Source organism: Rothia halotolerans (genome assembly GCF_004136635.1).
GTDB lineage: Bacteria > Actinomycetota > Actinomycetes > Actinomycetales > Micrococcaceae > Rothia > Rothia halotolerans.
Genome location: NZ_NOIU01000001.1, coordinates 19488 through 33353, shown reverse-complemented (window position 1 = coordinate 33353; position 13866 = coordinate 19488). Strand labels below are relative to the sequence as shown.

The window sequence follows — 13866 nt, the reverse complement described above, 5'->3', positions numbered from 1 at the left end:
GTCGCGTGATGAGTCTACTACAGACGTCGCACGTTAGTAGTGTCGCGTGTAGTCTTGATACGTCACGCACCCTGATAGACGAGCGGAAGGCGGCCATGGTCAAGGATGAGACCACTCCTATCCAGTCAGAGGACGAGGATGAGGGCGACACCGGCACGAAGAAGGGCGTCGACATCCCGATTGAGTCGGCCGAGCTCCAGCGGGCGTACAAGCAGAGCGGGCTCACCGCCGCCGACCTCGCCGCGGCGACAGGCATCAGTGTCGGTGCCGTCCGCATCGCCCTGGCGGGCATCCGCTACTACAAGGGCGAGCCCCGCACGACGCACCCGCCGGACGAGACCCTGGCCAAGCTCGCTTCGGTGCTCGGCATCGACGCGAACATGCTCAGGGGGTTCGGGCGCGAGCGGGCCGCGGCGATCATGGCCGACGTCGAGACGGCTGCCGTCGACCTCCAGGCTCCAGCTGCAATCGCCGGCCGCCAAGCGCTGGCCAAGCAGGTCCTCGGGGTCTTCAGCACCGACGAGCTCGAGGCTGAGGTGAAGCGCCGTCGCATGGCCGAGCGCGAGGACTGACGATGACGCACGCGCCGACCTCCGTGGCCGTCGCCGCAGCCGTCGCCCGTCACCGCGAGGCCGCTGGGCTCACCGTCGATGAGCTGTCCCGGGCGCTGATCGAGCTCGATCATTCGCTCTCCGGCGACGATGTCCAGGGGATCGAGCGCCGCGCGCGAGCGGTCACCGTCGACGACCTCATGGCCCTGTCCGTCGCCCTCGGCGTCACCCTGACCGACCTCCTCGCCCACGTCCCCGCCGACCTGCCCGACCCCGAGGAGGCCCAGCTGGCCACCGCTGTGCCCGACGACGTCGTCGCGCCGCAGCTGCGCGCCTGGATGGAGGGCCGCGTCGGTCTCGGTCGCGAGTCGCGGATTTCCTACTGGCGCGACGAGTCGGAGCGCCTCGACGTCCTGCGCGCCCACCGCCAGGACCAGCACGAGGCGGCAGTGGCCGAGCTGGACGACCTCGGCGAGCTCGCCCTGCGGGAGGCGGACGCACTGCCGGTCATGAGGCTCCGCGCGCGCATCGACGAGGGGGAGCGAGACCTCGGCCTCATGGACCGAGCGCAAGCGCTCGTCGCGTCCCGGCTCGACGCCCTCCGCGCGGTCGAGCGCTAGGCTGGGCGAACGCGCGGCGCACCAGACAGGGCCCGACGACCAGACTGCCCTATGTGTGGACACGTGGTGGAGTTCCGGTTCAACGTCTAACACCGGCCGTCCCACACATCAGGTACTCTAGAATTGGTGACTTGTATCACCGATGGCACTTCCACGTGAAGACCACGTGAATCATCGCGGAGAGGACTGAGCGGTTCAGGCCATGTCCGGGTGGGGTGCGGCGCTCCGATGCGCCGACTTCATGCCGCCGACGCTCGGCGTCGGCTGACGAGAGGACATGCTATGCCGTCGAAGGACGAGAAGAACCTCACCCAGGTGATCGAGAAGATCGCGACGATGGACGAACCGCGCCGGTCGGTCATGCGGCGTGTGCACGACGTCATTCTGGCCGCGGCACCTCATCTGAAGCCGCGGATCTGGTACGGGATGCCCGCCTATGCCGCCTCGGCGAGCACTCCCGCGCTGGTGACGCTGCGCAACGACGAACGACTGAACCTCGCGATCACCGAGAAGGCCGCCTTCCGGCCCGCCGGCGGCGCGGACGGGGCGATGATGCCGGCTGCGTGGTACCTCGACTCCCTCGACGAGGAGACCGAGAAGCGCATCGCCGAGATCGTCCGGTCGGCGGTTTCCTGAGGACCGAGTGAGCCGCCCCATCCCCGACGACAGATCGCATGATCGTCGTCGAGGATGGGGTGGCCGTCGTCAGCCGTGCGGCATCTGAGCTTGTCCCGGGTGAGGTGGCCGCTGCAGCGTCGTCGTCGGGCTCGGCCGTCAGCTCAGTCGGCGGGCTCGCAGGACGACGTCGTGGACGTGATGGGCCGAGGCCGCTCCGGCGGGGCGCTCCCGGCGCTCGTTGACCTCGATCTCCCATTCCGGCGATGCGGTCAGCGCTTCCACGAAGTCGTCGGTGCCGACGAAGGCCTCGTGGTCGAAGGGCCGGGTGGACTCCGGCTCCGCGGTGGAGAGAGTCTCCCGGATATCGCTCACGTCGTGGTTGATGATCAGCAGCCGCCCGCCGGGCGCCACCGCGTCGAGGAAGTTCGTCACTCCGCGCGCATCCGGGGTCCGCGGGATCGAGGCGTACGCGGCGGTGACCAGGTCGTACCGGGCCCTGTCGAAGGGCTCGGCGGCGTTGGCGTCGGTCTGCAGGGTCTCCACCGGCAACGATCGCCGCTGCGCCTCCGCGCGGACGCGCTCGAGGGCCAGCTTCGAGATGTCGCTGGCCGTGACCCGCCATCCCTGCTCCGCGAGCCAGAGGGCGTCCCCGCCCTCTCCGGCCCCGATGTCCAAGGCGGTGCCCGGGGTCAGGCCGGCGGCCTCGGCGACGAGGGAGCCATTGGGGTTGCCGCTCCACTGCAGGTCGCCGCTGTAGCGACCGTCCCAGTCGGCGGCGTGGGCCACCGGGCGAGCCGCTGCCTCGAGGTCCTCCTGGGCCAGGTCGAAGCTGATCATCGCCCCGACCCGCCCACCGGCGGCCGCGGTGGGCAGCACCTGCAGCGTGGGCTCGGCGAGGGTTCCGGCCGCGTAGAGGCCCGGCACGGCCGTCGCCCCGGTGACCGGATCCGCCTCGACGTAGCTCGCGATGCCGGTGGGGTGCTCGCTGGCGGCCAGGCCGAGGCCGGCGAAGGGCGCCACGCGAGCGTGCAGGCGGGTGCCGATGAGGATGGTGTCGGCGGGGACCTCGGTGCCGTCGGCCAGCCGCAGGGCGCGCAGCCGCCCCGCGTCATCGTCGAGGATCCGCTCGACGGGTTCAACGATCACCGGCACGCCCGCGGATTTGAGGGTGGCCAGCTGCGGGTCCTCGGCAGGGACGCCTCCGTGGACGACGACGGTGAGCTGCTCCGTGAGCTGGCGCAGCAGGGGCAGGGCGTGCAGGCCGACGGGCGAGGTCACGAGGGCGACGATGCGTCGATCCCGCGACTCGTAGCCGTGGCAGAAGGGGCAGTGGATGACCGAGGTGCCCCAGTGCTCGGCGAGGCCGGGGATCTCGGGGAGCTCGTCGGTCAGGCCGGTCGCCGCGACGACGCGTCGGGCGCGGAGCACGTGACCGCCGGTCAGCTCGATGCGGAAGCCCTCGGCGTCGCGGGCGACGTCGAGGGCTCGCCCGGTGAGGACCTCCGCGCCGTAGGAGCACACCTCGGCGCGGGCGATCCGCAGGAAGTCGGCGGGGGAGCGCCCTTCGTGGCCGAGGTAGCTGTGCATCGCGGCGGCCGGCGCGTTGCGCGGATCCCCGGCGTCGACCACGATCACCGAGCGCTGCTGACGGGAGAGCTGCAGGGCGGCCGCCAGGCCGGCGGCGGAGCCTCCGATGATCGCGACGTCGGCGTGGCGGGTGATGGAGGGAAGGGCGGGGTGCGGTTCGGCGCTCGAGTCACCGCTGTGGTCGTGCGCCCGGTCGGCGCTGTGCTGGTCTTCGGGGTGCTGGTCGCTGGAGGTCATAGCTCGAGAATAGCGAGGATCGCGTATAGTGCATAGCATCTTGCAGTATTCGCAAAGACCTCCACGAGCCGTTGGGAGCCCCTCATGTCCGAGATCGAACAGGTCGTGCGCACCCGGCTGCGCAGCCTGCGTCGTGCCCAGTCCCTCTCCCTCGACGACCTGGCCGAGCGCTCCCACCTCAGCCCGTCGACGATCAGCCGCATCGAGACCGGCAAGCGCGCGATCAGCCTGGACGTGCTCCTCCCGCTGGCCCGCGCCCTGCGCACCAACGTCGAGACCCTGCTCGAGGACGACACCGACGACGACGTCGTCATCCGTCCCGAGCCGAACCGGGAGGGCCCGCGCACCACGTGGATGCTCTCCAAGGCGACCGGCAGCATGAAGGCCCTCAAGGTCCGGCTCGAGCCCACCTCCGCGGTTCCGGAGCAGCGGGTGCACCCCGGGCACGACTGGTTCTTCGTGATGGAGGGCAGGGTCCGTCTCCTCCTGGGGGAGCGTGCGGTCGTCGTCGAGGCGGGGGAGGCCGCCGAGTTCGCCACGATGACGCCTCATGCCTTCGTGGCCGAAGGGGGGCCTGCCGAGGTGATCATGATCTTCGACCAGGAGGGGCATATCGTGCATCGGCATGACGGCGAGGACTGAGGGGGTGCCCGCAGCTGTCCGCGATGGCCCCCAGTCGGGGCATGGTGGAGCTGCCTCAGCGTCCACTCGATGTCTTCGCGTGTCGGCCCCGGGCCGTATCCACGACGTCGCGATCATGACTGGAGAGGCTGATGATATCGCGATATCATCATATGTAAGAGGTGATCATCATGACGAATGTTCTGATTCGAGGGCTCAGCGACGAGGCGGTGGAGCGTATCGATGCCGCGGCGTCCGATCAGGGCCTGTCTCGTAACGAGTTCCTGCGCAGGAAGCTCGAAGGCGCTGCTCCCGTCAGCTCCGCGTCTGAACTGACGGCTGCGGACTGGGAGCGCTCCGCCGAGGCTTTCGCCGATCTGGCGGACGACGACGTGATGGATGCCGCGTGGCGGTGACGAGTTGGCTGATCGACAAATCGGCCTACGCACGGATGCAGTCCGGGCACGCCGCGCGCCTCGACGTGTGGAATGCGCGCATCGAACGAGGTCTGGTGCGGCTCTCGACGATGACGAGGCTCGAACTCGGCTTCTCCGCCCGCTCGGGTGAAGCGGGGAGGGCGGCCTTCGGTCTGCCGCCGTTGTCCCTGATGCCGATCGAGCATCTGACGCCCGCGATGGAGGACCGCGCATTCGAGGTGCAGATGCTCCTCGCCGATCGCGGCCATCATCGAGCGCCTTCCATTCCGGATCTGCTGATCGCGGCGACCGCCGAGAAGGCCGGGCTCACGGTGCTGGCACTGGACAAGGACTTCGATCTCATCGCAGAGATCACGGGGCAGCCGGTGGAGACGCTTGCGTTGAGGTGACCGGAGGCGAAGGGCCGCAGCGTTCCGTTCGCAGAGCGCTATCGGCCTCGATCCGCAGAATGGCATCATCTCGCTACGAGGGGCTGGGGGCTATCCAAGGATGGCGCATCGCCAGGCAAAATCACGCTATGCATCGCTGTCGGACCCTGCTCTGCGAGAGGGGTCCCGTTGAGCAGATTGAGCAGAGCCATTGAGGCTCAAAACGAGAGATCGTCATACTTATGGCGCCGCATGCACCCTTCGGCATGTCGAAGAATGCCGTAAGCCTATGGTGTTCTTCTCTGGCGCGAACACGGGGCCCGAGGCCTACCGTCGTGCCCGGATCGCGCCGTGAGGCCGGCTGCCCGGATCGGTGCGGGCGTGGGTCCTCAGGATCTCGAATCCGGCGCGGCGGAGCTCCTCCGCCATGGCCTCGACGGGCCAGAACCAGGCCGTGACGACCGCGTGGTCGAACGGCTCGATCCGGGGCCCGTCGAAGAACCCGAGCAGCAGAGTTCCCCCGGGGCGCAGGCACCGGGCGAACTCGCCGAGGATCGCCGGAACGCCCTCGGGCTCTGTGTGGATCACGGAATACCAGCTCAGGATGCCGCCGAGGGACCCGTCCCCGACGGGCAACGCTTCGAGCTCGCCGAGACGGAATCGCAGCTGTGGGAAGCGCTGCCGCGCGCTCTCGACGAACTCGGGCACGACGTCGAGGCCCTCGGCCTTCACGCCGCGCTCAGCGAGGAACGCGGTCCAGTGGCCGGGGCCGCTCCCGGCGTCGAGCGCGGGGCCGTGGATCGCCGCGGCCCACTCGGCGATGACGCGGCGGTCCTCGGCGGCCGTCACCTCGACGGAGCCGAGGTGCTCGGTGTACTCGGCCGCTCGCGAGCCATAGCGGCTGCGGATCTGCTCGATCGGCATCGGCACCCTCTCCTCGTCATAATCGGCCAGTCTATCCGGGAGGGCTGCCGGTGCCCGCTCCCTCCTCAGCGAGGCGTTCCGAGCGATGCCTGGCACCGAGGCCCTCGGGGGCGTCTCCTCATAGTCGTCCGACGGCGGTGTGGGGCTTGAGCATGCTGACGAGCGGGATGGCTGACTGATATCATTGTCGATATCAAAGGAGGTGATTCTGATGGCATCCATTGTCATTCGAGGGTTAGACGAGAGCGCGAAGAGTCGGCTTGCCGCCCAGGCTAAGGAGCACGGCCGCTCCATGGAGGCCGAAGCCCGCGACATCCTCACCAGGGCCGCGCGTCGACCCCATGTCGGCCTTGCGCTCATGCGGGCGGCACAGGAGGCGGGCGGCATCGAGGATCTTCGGGTTCCTGGCCGCGATGATGTGGCGCGGGCGGTGGACTTCGAATGATCGTCCTGGACACGAATGTCATCTCGGAGATCTTCCGACCGAGTCCCGACTCACGGGTGGTCGAATGGATGGAGTCCCTCGAGGGCGAGGTGGCCATGACGACGATTACGCTCGCGGAGCTCCTGGCGGGCGTCCGTCGTCTGCCGGACGGACGACGCAAAGCGGCATTGCGCACGGGCATCGAGATCGCGCTGCAGCCCTATCGGGAGAGCGGGGCGGTGCTGGGGTTCGACGAGGAGGCGGCCGAGCACTACGCCGAGGTCCTCCTCTCGCGTGAGCAGGCGGGACTGCCGATCAGCACGGCCGATGCTCAGATCGCTGCGATCTGCCGAGCGCATCGCGCGTTCTGCGCGACCCGGAATGTCAAAGACTTCGCCGAGACCGGGGTCGAGCTGATCGATCCTTGGGGAACCTGAGCGGCGAGTCGTAGAGGAATTCGGGGGTCGGCTCCCGTCAGGCCGAGATGCCTTGCGTCCAAGATCGTGATCCCGCAGGGGTGACGTGAACTGGCGCCTCGCGAAGCTCAAGCATGCAGGCGGAAGAAGGGGCCGTTTCGGTCAGCACCGGCAGAACCGTTGCCCCTGGGAGGAAGGGACGCTCTGTGTGGCCGGGACTATCGTCGATCCTGTGATCTCGGTCATACTGGTCTCTCCAGTACGTCACATCCGAAGGAGCCGATCATGACATCGTCACTCGCAACCTACATCGCCCTGCCCGGCACCACGGCCGAGGCCATGGAGCACTGGCACGAGGTCTTCGGAGGTGAGCTGGAGATCCTGAGGTACGGGGACATGGAGCTGGAGGGCATGCCGTTCACCCCGGACCCCAAGGCGGTCGCGCACTCGACCCTGACCCTGCCCGGCGGGGTCATCGCCGGAGGGGACGCCATGGACGACGAGAACGACTACCCCGTGACCGGCACCGCCTACTCGCTGCTCTACACCACGGCCACCGCCGACGAGGCGCGAGGATTCATCCACAAGCTCCTCGACGGCGGCGGCTCGGTCGGGATGCCCTTCGAGAAGGCGCCGTGGGGCGACTGGTACGGCCAGGTCTTCGACCGCTTCGGCGTGATGTGGGCCTTCTCCTGCGAGAACGACTGAGCGCCGGCCCGGACGCTCCCGCGGGGAGGGGCGAAGGCCGCCACGGGCCCCGGATGGAAGGGTGGGCACCGGATCCGGACCCCGAGCCGGACCCCGGGCCCGGGCATTCGCCGGGAACGCCCGCCGCGACTACCGTGGACACGTGACCGAACGACTCTCGCCCGCCCTGAACTCCACCGCCGTCGGCCCCGCCGACGCCGCCCGCCGCATCGTCTTCCTCCACGGCCTCTTCGGCCGCGGCAAGAACTTCACCCGCATCGCCTCGGGCCTCGCCCCGGAGGCCCGGTGCCTGCTGGTCGACCTGCCCAACCACGGGCAGTCGGAGTGGACCGAGCACGTCGACTACCGGCAGATGGCCGACGCCGTCGCCGCGCACCTGCGCGAGGGCTTCGCCGCCGAGGGGTCGGTCGACGTCGTCGGGCACTCGATGGGCGGGAAGGTCGCGATGGTGCTGGCGCTGCGGCATCCGGAGCTGGTGCGGCGGCTCGTCGTCGTCGACATCTCGCCGGTGGCCGCGGAGGAGTCGCGCGGGGAGTTCGAGCACCTGCTCGGCGCGCTGGTCGAGGTCGACCTGGGCTCGCTGCAGCGCCGCACCGACGCCGGCCGGCAGCTGCGCGAGAAGATCCCCGAGGACGGCGTCCGCGGCTTCCTCCTGCAGAATCTCCGGCGGGACGACGCGGAGGGGTTCCGCTGGGAGCCCAACCTGCGGCTGCTGCGGGCCGAGCTCGACGTCGTCATGGGATTCCCCGACGCCGAGGGCGCGCGGTACGAGGGGCCCGTGCTCTGGATCGCCGGCGGGCGCTCCGACTACGTCAGCCGCGAGGACCTGCCCGCGATGCGGGAGCTGTTCCCCAAGGTGCGGCGCATGACGGTGCACGGGGCGGGCCATTGGGTGCACGCGGAGAAGCCGGATGAGGTCATCGCGGCGCTGCGCTCGTTCCTCTTCGCGGACTGACGCGGTGGGGTCGGGTCGTGCCGGCGTGGAGGCGTCCCGAGGCTCGAACCGTCCGGTCCGGTAGCGAGGGTCGGGCTGCCCGGCACCGGCACCGGCGGACAGTCGGCAGCCTGAGACCGCGCCTTGGGCAGCCGGCCTGAGCGTGGCAGGGGCCTGCTGTCCGCAGTCCTACGCCTGGCAGAGGCAGAACGGATGCCCCGCCGGGTCGAGGTAGACGGTGAAGCCGCCGTTCCCGCCCGGGAAGTCGGCGTTCTCGGCCGGCTGGACCTCGTGCCGCCGGGCGCCGGCGGCGAGCGCGCGCGGCTCGGCCTCGGCGATGGAGTCCACGTAGAAGTCCAGATGCGCCTGCTGAGGGACCTCGCCCTCCGGCCACTCGGGGGGCCGGTAGCCCTCGATCCGCTGGCAGGCGATGTGGTACCCCGTCTCGCCGTGGGCCGGGCGGACGTCGATCCAGTCGGTCTCGCCGCCGGCGTCGTCGATCTCCCAGCCGAGCAGTGTCGCGTAGAACTCGGCCAGTGCCACGGCGTCGGGGCAGTCGATGGCGAAGACGGTGTGTCGGGTCTGTATGGAGGCGCTCATACGAGTGCAGTGTAGGCGCCTCCGACTGGCGGCGGAAGGGCTGCCGATGGCTAGGGGACGCCGGATCGCGTTTCTCGAGGGCGCCGAGACGTCCCATGCGGTGCCGGCCACTCGCCCCCGGGGCCGCTCTCATCGGGTGGACCTGTGACCCTCGCCCCGGGGGCACCCGATGAGAGCGGTCCGGAGAAATCGGGCACGCGGCCCGTGCGCCGGCGAGACTGGAGGATGAAGGGAGCCGCCATGATCGAGATCCTGAACCGGCTCGTCGACGAGGTCGAGGAGCACCTGGCCGACGAGCTCGACGTCGACGCGCTCGCCGGCAGGATGGGGACCACGGGGTATCACGCCCGCCGGATGTTCTCGTCCCTCGCCGGAATGCCCCTGTCGGAGTACGTGCGACGCCGCCGCATGACCGTCGCCGCGGCCGACCTGCTCGGAGACGAGGACCTGCTGACGATCGCCGTGCGTTACGGATACGGATCGGTCGAGGCCTTCGGACGCGCGTTCCGCGCCGTGCACGGCGTGAGCCACGGCCAGGTCCGTCGCCGCGGCGGCCCCCTTCGCAGCCAACCGCGCCTCAGGCTCCGCCTGACCATCGAAGGGAGCACACCCATGGACACCCGCATTGTCGACCGCGACGCCTTCCGCCTGATCGGCCACGCCGCCCGCGTGCCGTTGATCTACGAGGGCGTCAATCCCCACATCCAGGCGCACGTCGCGTCATTGCCGGAGGCCGAGCACGAGCGCCTCAAGCGCCTGAGCTCCGCGGAGCCGGCCGGCATCCTGGCGGTGAGCTCCGACGTCGCCCCCGACTACTCGGAGGGCAGCGAGCTGGTCTACCTGCACGGTGCGGCGGTGGGGGCCGAGGCGAACGTGCCCGAGGACCTCGACGTCATCGACGTGCCGGCCGGCATGTGGGCGGTCTTCCGGACCTCCGGCGAGTACCCCCGGGCCCTGCAGGATGCGTGGGCGGCGACGGCGACCGAGTGGTTCCCCTCCAATCCCTGGCGGCTGCGCCCCGGCCCGTCGATGGTCGCCGTCCTCGAGCACTCGGCAGACTTCAGCACCGCCACGTGCGAGCTGTGGTTGCCCGTCGAGCGCGGAGAGGAGGGAGAGACGGCGCATAAGGGGTGACGTCCTCCTGAGGCGTTCCTCGGCGCGGGCGGAGTCTGGAACGTGGCATCGCCTCCTGACGGCCGGTCACGTGGTTCCGCCGCCGCCCGTCCCCATCGCCGTGAGCCGCCGTCCCAGCCCCGCCGCCACGGTCCGCAGCTCCTCCGGCTCCAGCACCTCCGCCTCGTAGCCCAGCATCGCCACGTGGACGGCGATCGCGTCCAGCCGGTCCGCCCCCGCGACGAGCACGCACCACCCCGGCTCCCGGTCCTCCTCGACGCGGCCGACCTGCGGCGGCACCTGCACCGCGACCTCCTCGGCCGGGGCGTGCCCCCTCACCCGCGCTACGTGCCGGTACGGCGCCGCGGTCACCGAGTGCTGCACTAGTCCACCGGGTCCGGATGGGGGCGCGCGGGGAAGCGCCACGTCGTCCTCTCGAGGCCGTCGATGCGGTCGAGCCGGAAGACTCGCCAGTCGTCGCGGTCCACGTCTCAGGCCATCAGGTACCAGCGGTGCGCGGTGGCGACCATCCGGACGGGCTCCACCGTGCGGCGTCGCGCCTCTCCTGAGCGGGAGGTGTAGCCGAAGCGCACCCGGACCTCGTCGCGGCAGGCGCGGGCGAGGACGAGGAGCAGGTCGGGATCGATGCCGACGCCGGGCCGGGGCAGCGCCTCCGTGGCGCCGTGCACCGCGCGGACCTCGGAGCGCAGCCGCGGCGGCATCACCTGGTCGAGCTTCGCCAGGGCGCGCAGCGCGGCCTCGCCCTCCCCGGCCACGGTGCCGCCCGTGCCCAGGCGCAGGGAGACCGCGGTGGCGATGGCCTCCTCGTCGTCCAGCAGCAGCGGCGGCATCCTCGCCCCCGCGCCCAGCTGGTAGCCGCCTCCCACGCCCGGCGTGGACCGCACCGGGTACCCGAGGGTCCGCAGCCGCCCGACGTCGCGCCGGACGGAGCGCTCCGTCACCCCGAGCTCGACGGCGAGCTCCGCGGCCTTCCAGACGGGGCGGCGCAGCAGGAGGGACAGCAGGCGCAGGACCCGCTCCGCGGTCGACTCGACGGTCATGCTCACAGCATCGCACGGATCACGGACCGGAGCTGTCCGGAAGAGGAGGCATGCTGGGATGGAAGCTGACGAGTCGTCGAGAAAGGCGAGACCATGCACGAGAGCACCGCACACGACGGGACCACGCGAGGGCAGTCCGGGGAATCCTGGAACGACCTGCTCCTGAACCAGATCGAATGGCACTGGGACCACCAGCTGCGTCGTCGCCTCGAGGGGCTGGAGGACGCCGAGTACTTCTGGGAGCCGGTGCCCGACTGCTGGAGCGTGCGCCCCCGCGGCACCGGCACCGCGCCGCTTCAGGGCGGCGCCGGCGAGATGGTCATCGACTTCGAGGCCCCCGAGCCCGACCCCGCGCCGTTCACCACGATCGCCTGGCGGCTCGGGCACGTCATCGTTGGCGTGCTAGGGATGCGCAACGCCTCCCACTTCGGGCGGGAGCCCGTGGACTACTTCTCCTACGACTACGCCGCGACGGCGACCGAGGCGCTCGGGCAGCTCGACGAGGAGTACGCCCGGTGGAGGGCCGGCGTCGCCTCCCTGGGGGAGGAGGGCCTCGCCCGGCCCTGCGGGGAGGCCGAGGGGGAGTACGCCGAGTGGTCCATGGCCGCGCTGGTGCTGCACATCGACCGGGAGATCATCCACCACCTCTCGGAGGTGTGCCTGCTGCGCGACCTCTACCTGCACACCCGCCGCGCCGAAGGAGGGCGGCGATGAGCCGCCGCGTCCAGGTCACCTTCGACGCCCGGGATCCGCGGGTCCTCGCCTCCTTCTGGAGCGAGGCCCTGGGGTACGTGGTTCCCGGCCCTCCCGGCGGCGAGAGGCCCGCGGGGGACCCGTGGGCCGCGTGGGACGAGTTCTTGGAGCGAGCCCGAGTGCCTGAGGAGGAGCGGAGATCGAAGGCGGCGGTCGAGGCTCCGGAGGGGAGCGGCCCGCGGATCTTCTTCCAGCGCGTCCCCGAGGGCAGGACAGCGAAGAACCGCGTGCACCTGGACGTCCGCGCGGCGCCCGGCCTGCGGGGCGAGGAGCGGATGGCGGCGCTCGAGGCGGAGTGCGGGCGGCTCCTCGCGCTCGGCGCCGCCCGCCTGCGCCGCGTGGAGCCGGAGCCGCCCTTCGACGCCGGACACCTCGTCATGGCGGATCCCGAGGGCAACGAGTTCTGCCTCGACTGAGGGGGCGCGCCCCATCGCTCGCGTGCCCCGAGGGGAGGAGGGGCCGGGGGAACCCCGCGTCCTCTGGGCTTTCGAGGGCCCGGGGCCTGGTGCAGGGAACCCCGGCGGAGTATCATGTAGGTACGTACCTACATCTGGAGGCGGGCCATGGTGACGAAGATGACCGCTCGGGAGCTGAACCGCGACGTGAGCGCGGCCAAGCGCGCGGCCGCCTCGGGGCCGGTGGTGATCACGGACCGAGGCGAGCCCGCCTACGTCCTCCTCACGGTGGCGGAGTACCGGACGCTGCAGGGGGAGGCGGAGGACGTCGTGGAGCGCCTGCGCATGGAGGATGACGACGACGTCGAGTTCGAGCCGCTGCCCCGCCCCTTCGGCCTGAACACGCCCGAGCTGTGAACTACCTGCTGGACACCAACGTGCTGAGCGAGCTCCGCAAGCCCGCGCACCGGGCCGAGCCGGCCGTGCTCGAATGGGTCCGCTCCCATCCTCCCGAGAGCCTGCACCTGAGCGTGATCACCGTCCTGGAGATCGAGCTGGGGGTCCGCCGGGTGGAGCGGCGTGACGCGGTCCAGGGCCGCCGGCTCCGCCGGTGGCTCGAGGAGGAGGTGCTCGACCTCTTCTCGGAACGGGTGCTGCCGGTCGGCCTCGCGGTCGCCCGGCGGGCGGCCGCGCTCCACGTGCCGGGTCCCCAGCCGGAGCGGGACGCCTACATCGCGGCCACCGCGCAGGTCCACGGGATGACCGTGGCGACGCGGAACGTCGGCGACTTCACGGCGCCGGGCGTTCCGCTGGCGAATCCGTGGGACGGGTGCTGAGGCCGCTCCGACGGCGTTGCCCTCCTTCCCGTCATCCCTCTCGCGGCGTCGCTGCTCCTCCCGCTATCCCCTCACAGAGCTGCCGCCCGTACGGAAAGCCCACCGGAGGAGCAAGGCATATGGACCCGGAGCTCTTCTCGCGCCTCGCGGTGAGCGACCTGCCCCGCGTCGTTGCGTGGGGTGACAGGCTCTTCGGCGACGTCGAGGCCTTCGCGCCCAACGACGTCGAGGTGGGCGGCGGAGGGGTCTCGGCGTGATCCGCCATGATGCGCGGCATTGCCTTCAGACCTTGCAGGGTCTAACCTGGGCTCATGTGAAGGATGGATATCGGGCTGATCGCACAGTGGCTCGCTTCACTGGACGGCGGCTCACGGGAACAGGTGGTCGCCGCCCTCGAGCTGCTGGAGGAGCACGGCCCGCAGCTCGGGCGACCGCTGGTGGACACCGTGACCGGATCCCGCCATCAGAACATGAAGGAGCTCCGCCCGGGTTCCTCCGGTCGATCCGAGCTGCGAATCCTTTTCGCCTTCGACCCCGAGCGTCAGGCGATACTGCTGGTCGCCGGCGACAAAGCGGGAAATTGGAGACGCTGGTACCACCAGAGCATCCCTCTGGCCGACGACCTGTTCGAAGAGCACCTCACCAGACTGAAAGGGGAGTGAA

22 protein-coding genes are annotated in these 13866 nt (G+C 70.5%); 17 read left to right on the top strand and 5 right to left on the bottom strand.

Annotation, left to right across the window (positions count from 1 at the left end; translation table 11 throughout):
- Window positions 1-95 precede the first annotated feature (95 nt).
- From EWV39_RS00190 to EWV39_RS00180, 3 genes are all read left to right on the top strand, one after another.
- The gene (locus tag EWV39_RS00190) at window positions 96-572 is read left to right on the top strand and encodes a rhodanese-like domain-containing protein (protein WP_129656300.1); all 477 of its coding nucleotides are present in this window, start codon (window positions 96-98) and stop codon (window positions 570-572) included.
- Window positions 573-574: 2 nt separating this feature from the next.
- Window positions 575-1171, top strand: a complete 597-nt coding sequence (locus tag EWV39_RS00185) for a DNA-binding protein (RefSeq protein ID WP_129656299.1) — start codon at window positions 575-577, stop codon at window positions 1169-1171.
- A gap of 282 nt (window positions 1172-1453) precedes the next feature.
- A complete protein-coding gene (locus EWV39_RS00180; RefSeq protein WP_129656298.1) occupies window positions 1454-1807 on the top strand; it encodes a DUF1801 domain-containing protein in 354 nt (117 codons plus the stop codon).
- Window positions 1808-1945: 138 nt separating this feature from the next.
- Here the strand turns inward: EWV39_RS00180 and EWV39_RS00175 are convergent, their stop codons facing one another.
- Complete coding sequence (locus EWV39_RS00175) at window positions 1946-3613, bottom strand: bifunctional NAD(P)/FAD-dependent oxidoreductase/class I SAM-dependent methyltransferase (protein WP_129656297.1); 1668 nt, start codon at window positions 3611-3613, stop codon at window positions 1946-1948.
- 84 nt (window positions 3614-3697) lie between these two features.
- Between EWV39_RS00175 and EWV39_RS00170 the strand changes: the two genes are divergently transcribed.
- The 3 genes from EWV39_RS00170 to EWV39_RS00160 all read left to right on the top strand — a co-directional run bounded on the left by EWV39_RS00170 (window position 3698) and on the right by EWV39_RS00160 (window position 5060).
- Entirely contained in the window at window positions 3698-4255 is a 558-nt protein-coding gene (locus EWV39_RS00170) for a helix-turn-helix domain-containing protein (RefSeq protein ID WP_129656296.1), read from the top strand.
- Between the two features lie 170 nt (window positions 4256-4425).
- The gene (gene vapB, locus EWV39_RS00165; RefSeq protein ID WP_129656295.1) at window positions 4426-4650 is read left to right on the top strand and encodes a type II toxin-antitoxin system VapB family antitoxin; all 225 of its coding nucleotides are present in this window, start codon (window positions 4426-4428) and stop codon (window positions 4648-4650) included.
- Window positions 4641-5060: a PIN domain nuclease gene (locus EWV39_RS00160; protein ID WP_129656294.1), complete on the top strand. Its 420-nt coding sequence runs from the start codon at window positions 4641-4643 to the stop codon at window positions 5058-5060. The genes vapB and EWV39_RS00160 overlap by 10 nt, the downstream gene beginning before the upstream one ends.
- A 306-nt stretch (window positions 5061-5366) precedes the next feature.
- Here the strand turns inward: EWV39_RS00160 and EWV39_RS00155 are convergent, their stop codons facing one another.
- Window positions 5367-5963 (bottom strand): class I SAM-dependent methyltransferase, encoded by a 597-nt coding sequence (locus EWV39_RS00155; protein ID WP_129656293.1) that lies wholly within the window; start codon window positions 5961-5963, stop codon window positions 5367-5369.
- A gap of 211 nt (window positions 5964-6174) precedes the next feature.
- Here EWV39_RS00155 and EWV39_RS00150 point away from each other — a divergent pair, with 211 nt between their 5' ends.
- The 4 genes from EWV39_RS00150 to EWV39_RS00135 all read left to right on the top strand — a co-directional run bounded on the left by EWV39_RS00150 (window position 6175) and on the right by EWV39_RS00135 (window position 8466).
- Window positions 6175-6408, top strand: a complete 234-nt coding sequence (locus tag EWV39_RS00150) for a FitA-like ribbon-helix-helix domain-containing protein (RefSeq protein WP_129656292.1) — start codon at window positions 6175-6177, stop codon at window positions 6406-6408.
- Window positions 6405-6824: a type II toxin-antitoxin system VapC family toxin gene (locus EWV39_RS00145; protein ID WP_129656291.1), complete on the top strand. Its 420-nt coding sequence runs from the start codon at window positions 6405-6407 to the stop codon at window positions 6822-6824. Before EWV39_RS00150 ends, EWV39_RS00145 begins: the two co-directional genes overlap by 4 nt.
- A 264-nt stretch (window positions 6825-7088) precedes the next feature.
- Complete coding sequence (locus EWV39_RS00140; protein ID WP_129656290.1) at window positions 7089-7511, top strand: VOC family protein; 423 nt, start codon at window positions 7089-7091, stop codon at window positions 7509-7511.
- A gap of 142 nt (window positions 7512-7653) precedes the next feature.
- Complete coding sequence (locus EWV39_RS00135; RefSeq protein ID WP_129656289.1) at window positions 7654-8466, top strand: alpha/beta fold hydrolase; 813 nt, start codon at window positions 7654-7656, stop codon at window positions 8464-8466.
- 168 nt (window positions 8467-8634) lie between these two features.
- Here EWV39_RS00135 and EWV39_RS00130 read toward each other — a convergent pair whose 3' ends face one another.
- Entirely contained in the window at window positions 8635-9045 is a 411-nt protein-coding gene (locus tag EWV39_RS00130; protein WP_129656288.1) for a VOC family protein, read from the bottom strand.
- A 240-nt stretch (window positions 9046-9285) separates the two neighbouring features.
- On the opposite strand from EWV39_RS00130, the gene EWV39_RS00125 reads away from it, so the two are divergent.
- The gene (locus EWV39_RS00125) at window positions 9286-10179 is read left to right on the top strand and encodes an AraC family transcriptional regulator (protein ID WP_129656287.1); all 894 of its coding nucleotides are present in this window, start codon (window positions 9286-9288) and stop codon (window positions 10177-10179) included.
- Between the two features lie 66 nt (window positions 10180-10245).
- On the opposite strand, the gene EWV39_RS14195 is transcribed toward EWV39_RS00125, so the two are convergent.
- Both EWV39_RS14195 and EWV39_RS14190 read right to left on the bottom strand, forming a co-directional pair.
- On the bottom strand, window positions 10246-10542 hold the full coding sequence (locus EWV39_RS14195) for a WYL domain-containing protein (protein WP_272947814.1): 297 nt from the start codon (window positions 10540-10542) through the stop codon (window positions 10246-10248).
- A 107-nt stretch (window positions 10543-10649) separates the two neighbouring features.
- The gene (locus EWV39_RS14190) at window positions 10650-11219 is read right to left on the bottom strand and encodes a helix-turn-helix transcriptional regulator (protein WP_272947813.1); all 570 of its coding nucleotides are present in this window, start codon (window positions 11217-11219) and stop codon (window positions 10650-10652) included.
- A 93-nt stretch (window positions 11220-11312) separates the two neighbouring features.
- Here EWV39_RS14190 and EWV39_RS00115 point away from each other — a divergent pair, with 93 nt between their 5' ends.
- The 6 genes from EWV39_RS00115 (at window position 11313) to EWV39_RS00095 (ending at window position 13865) form a co-directional block, all read left to right on the top strand.
- Window positions 11313-11933 (top strand): DinB family protein, encoded by a 621-nt coding sequence (locus EWV39_RS00115; RefSeq protein WP_129656286.1) that lies wholly within the window; start codon window positions 11313-11315, stop codon window positions 11931-11933.
- Entirely contained in the window at window positions 11930-12388 is a 459-nt protein-coding gene (locus EWV39_RS00110; RefSeq protein ID WP_129656285.1) for a VOC family protein, read from the top strand. Before EWV39_RS00115 ends, EWV39_RS00110 begins: the two co-directional genes overlap by 4 nt.
- A gap of 159 nt (window positions 12389-12547) precedes the next feature.
- Window positions 12548-12784 (top strand): type II toxin-antitoxin system prevent-host-death family antitoxin, encoded by a 237-nt coding sequence (locus EWV39_RS00105; protein ID WP_238147951.1) that lies wholly within the window; start codon window positions 12548-12550, stop codon window positions 12782-12784.
- Window positions 12781-13203 (top strand): type II toxin-antitoxin system VapC family toxin, encoded by a 423-nt coding sequence (locus EWV39_RS00100; protein ID WP_129656284.1) that lies wholly within the window; start codon window positions 12781-12783, stop codon window positions 13201-13203. Before EWV39_RS00105 ends, EWV39_RS00100 begins: the two co-directional genes overlap by 4 nt.
- 119 nt (window positions 13204-13322) lie before the next feature.
- Window positions 13323-13460 carry a hypothetical protein gene (locus EWV39_RS13715; protein WP_165313047.1) on the top strand — a complete coding sequence of 46 codons (138 nt, stop codon included), beginning with the start codon at window positions 13323-13325 and terminating at the stop codon, window positions 13458-13460.
- A gap of 63 nt (window positions 13461-13523) precedes the next feature.
- Window positions 13524-13865, top strand: a complete 342-nt coding sequence (locus EWV39_RS00095; RefSeq protein WP_129656283.1) for a type II toxin-antitoxin system RelE/ParE family toxin — start codon at window positions 13524-13526, stop codon at window positions 13863-13865.
- The last annotated feature ends 1 nt before the right edge of the window (window position 13866 follow it).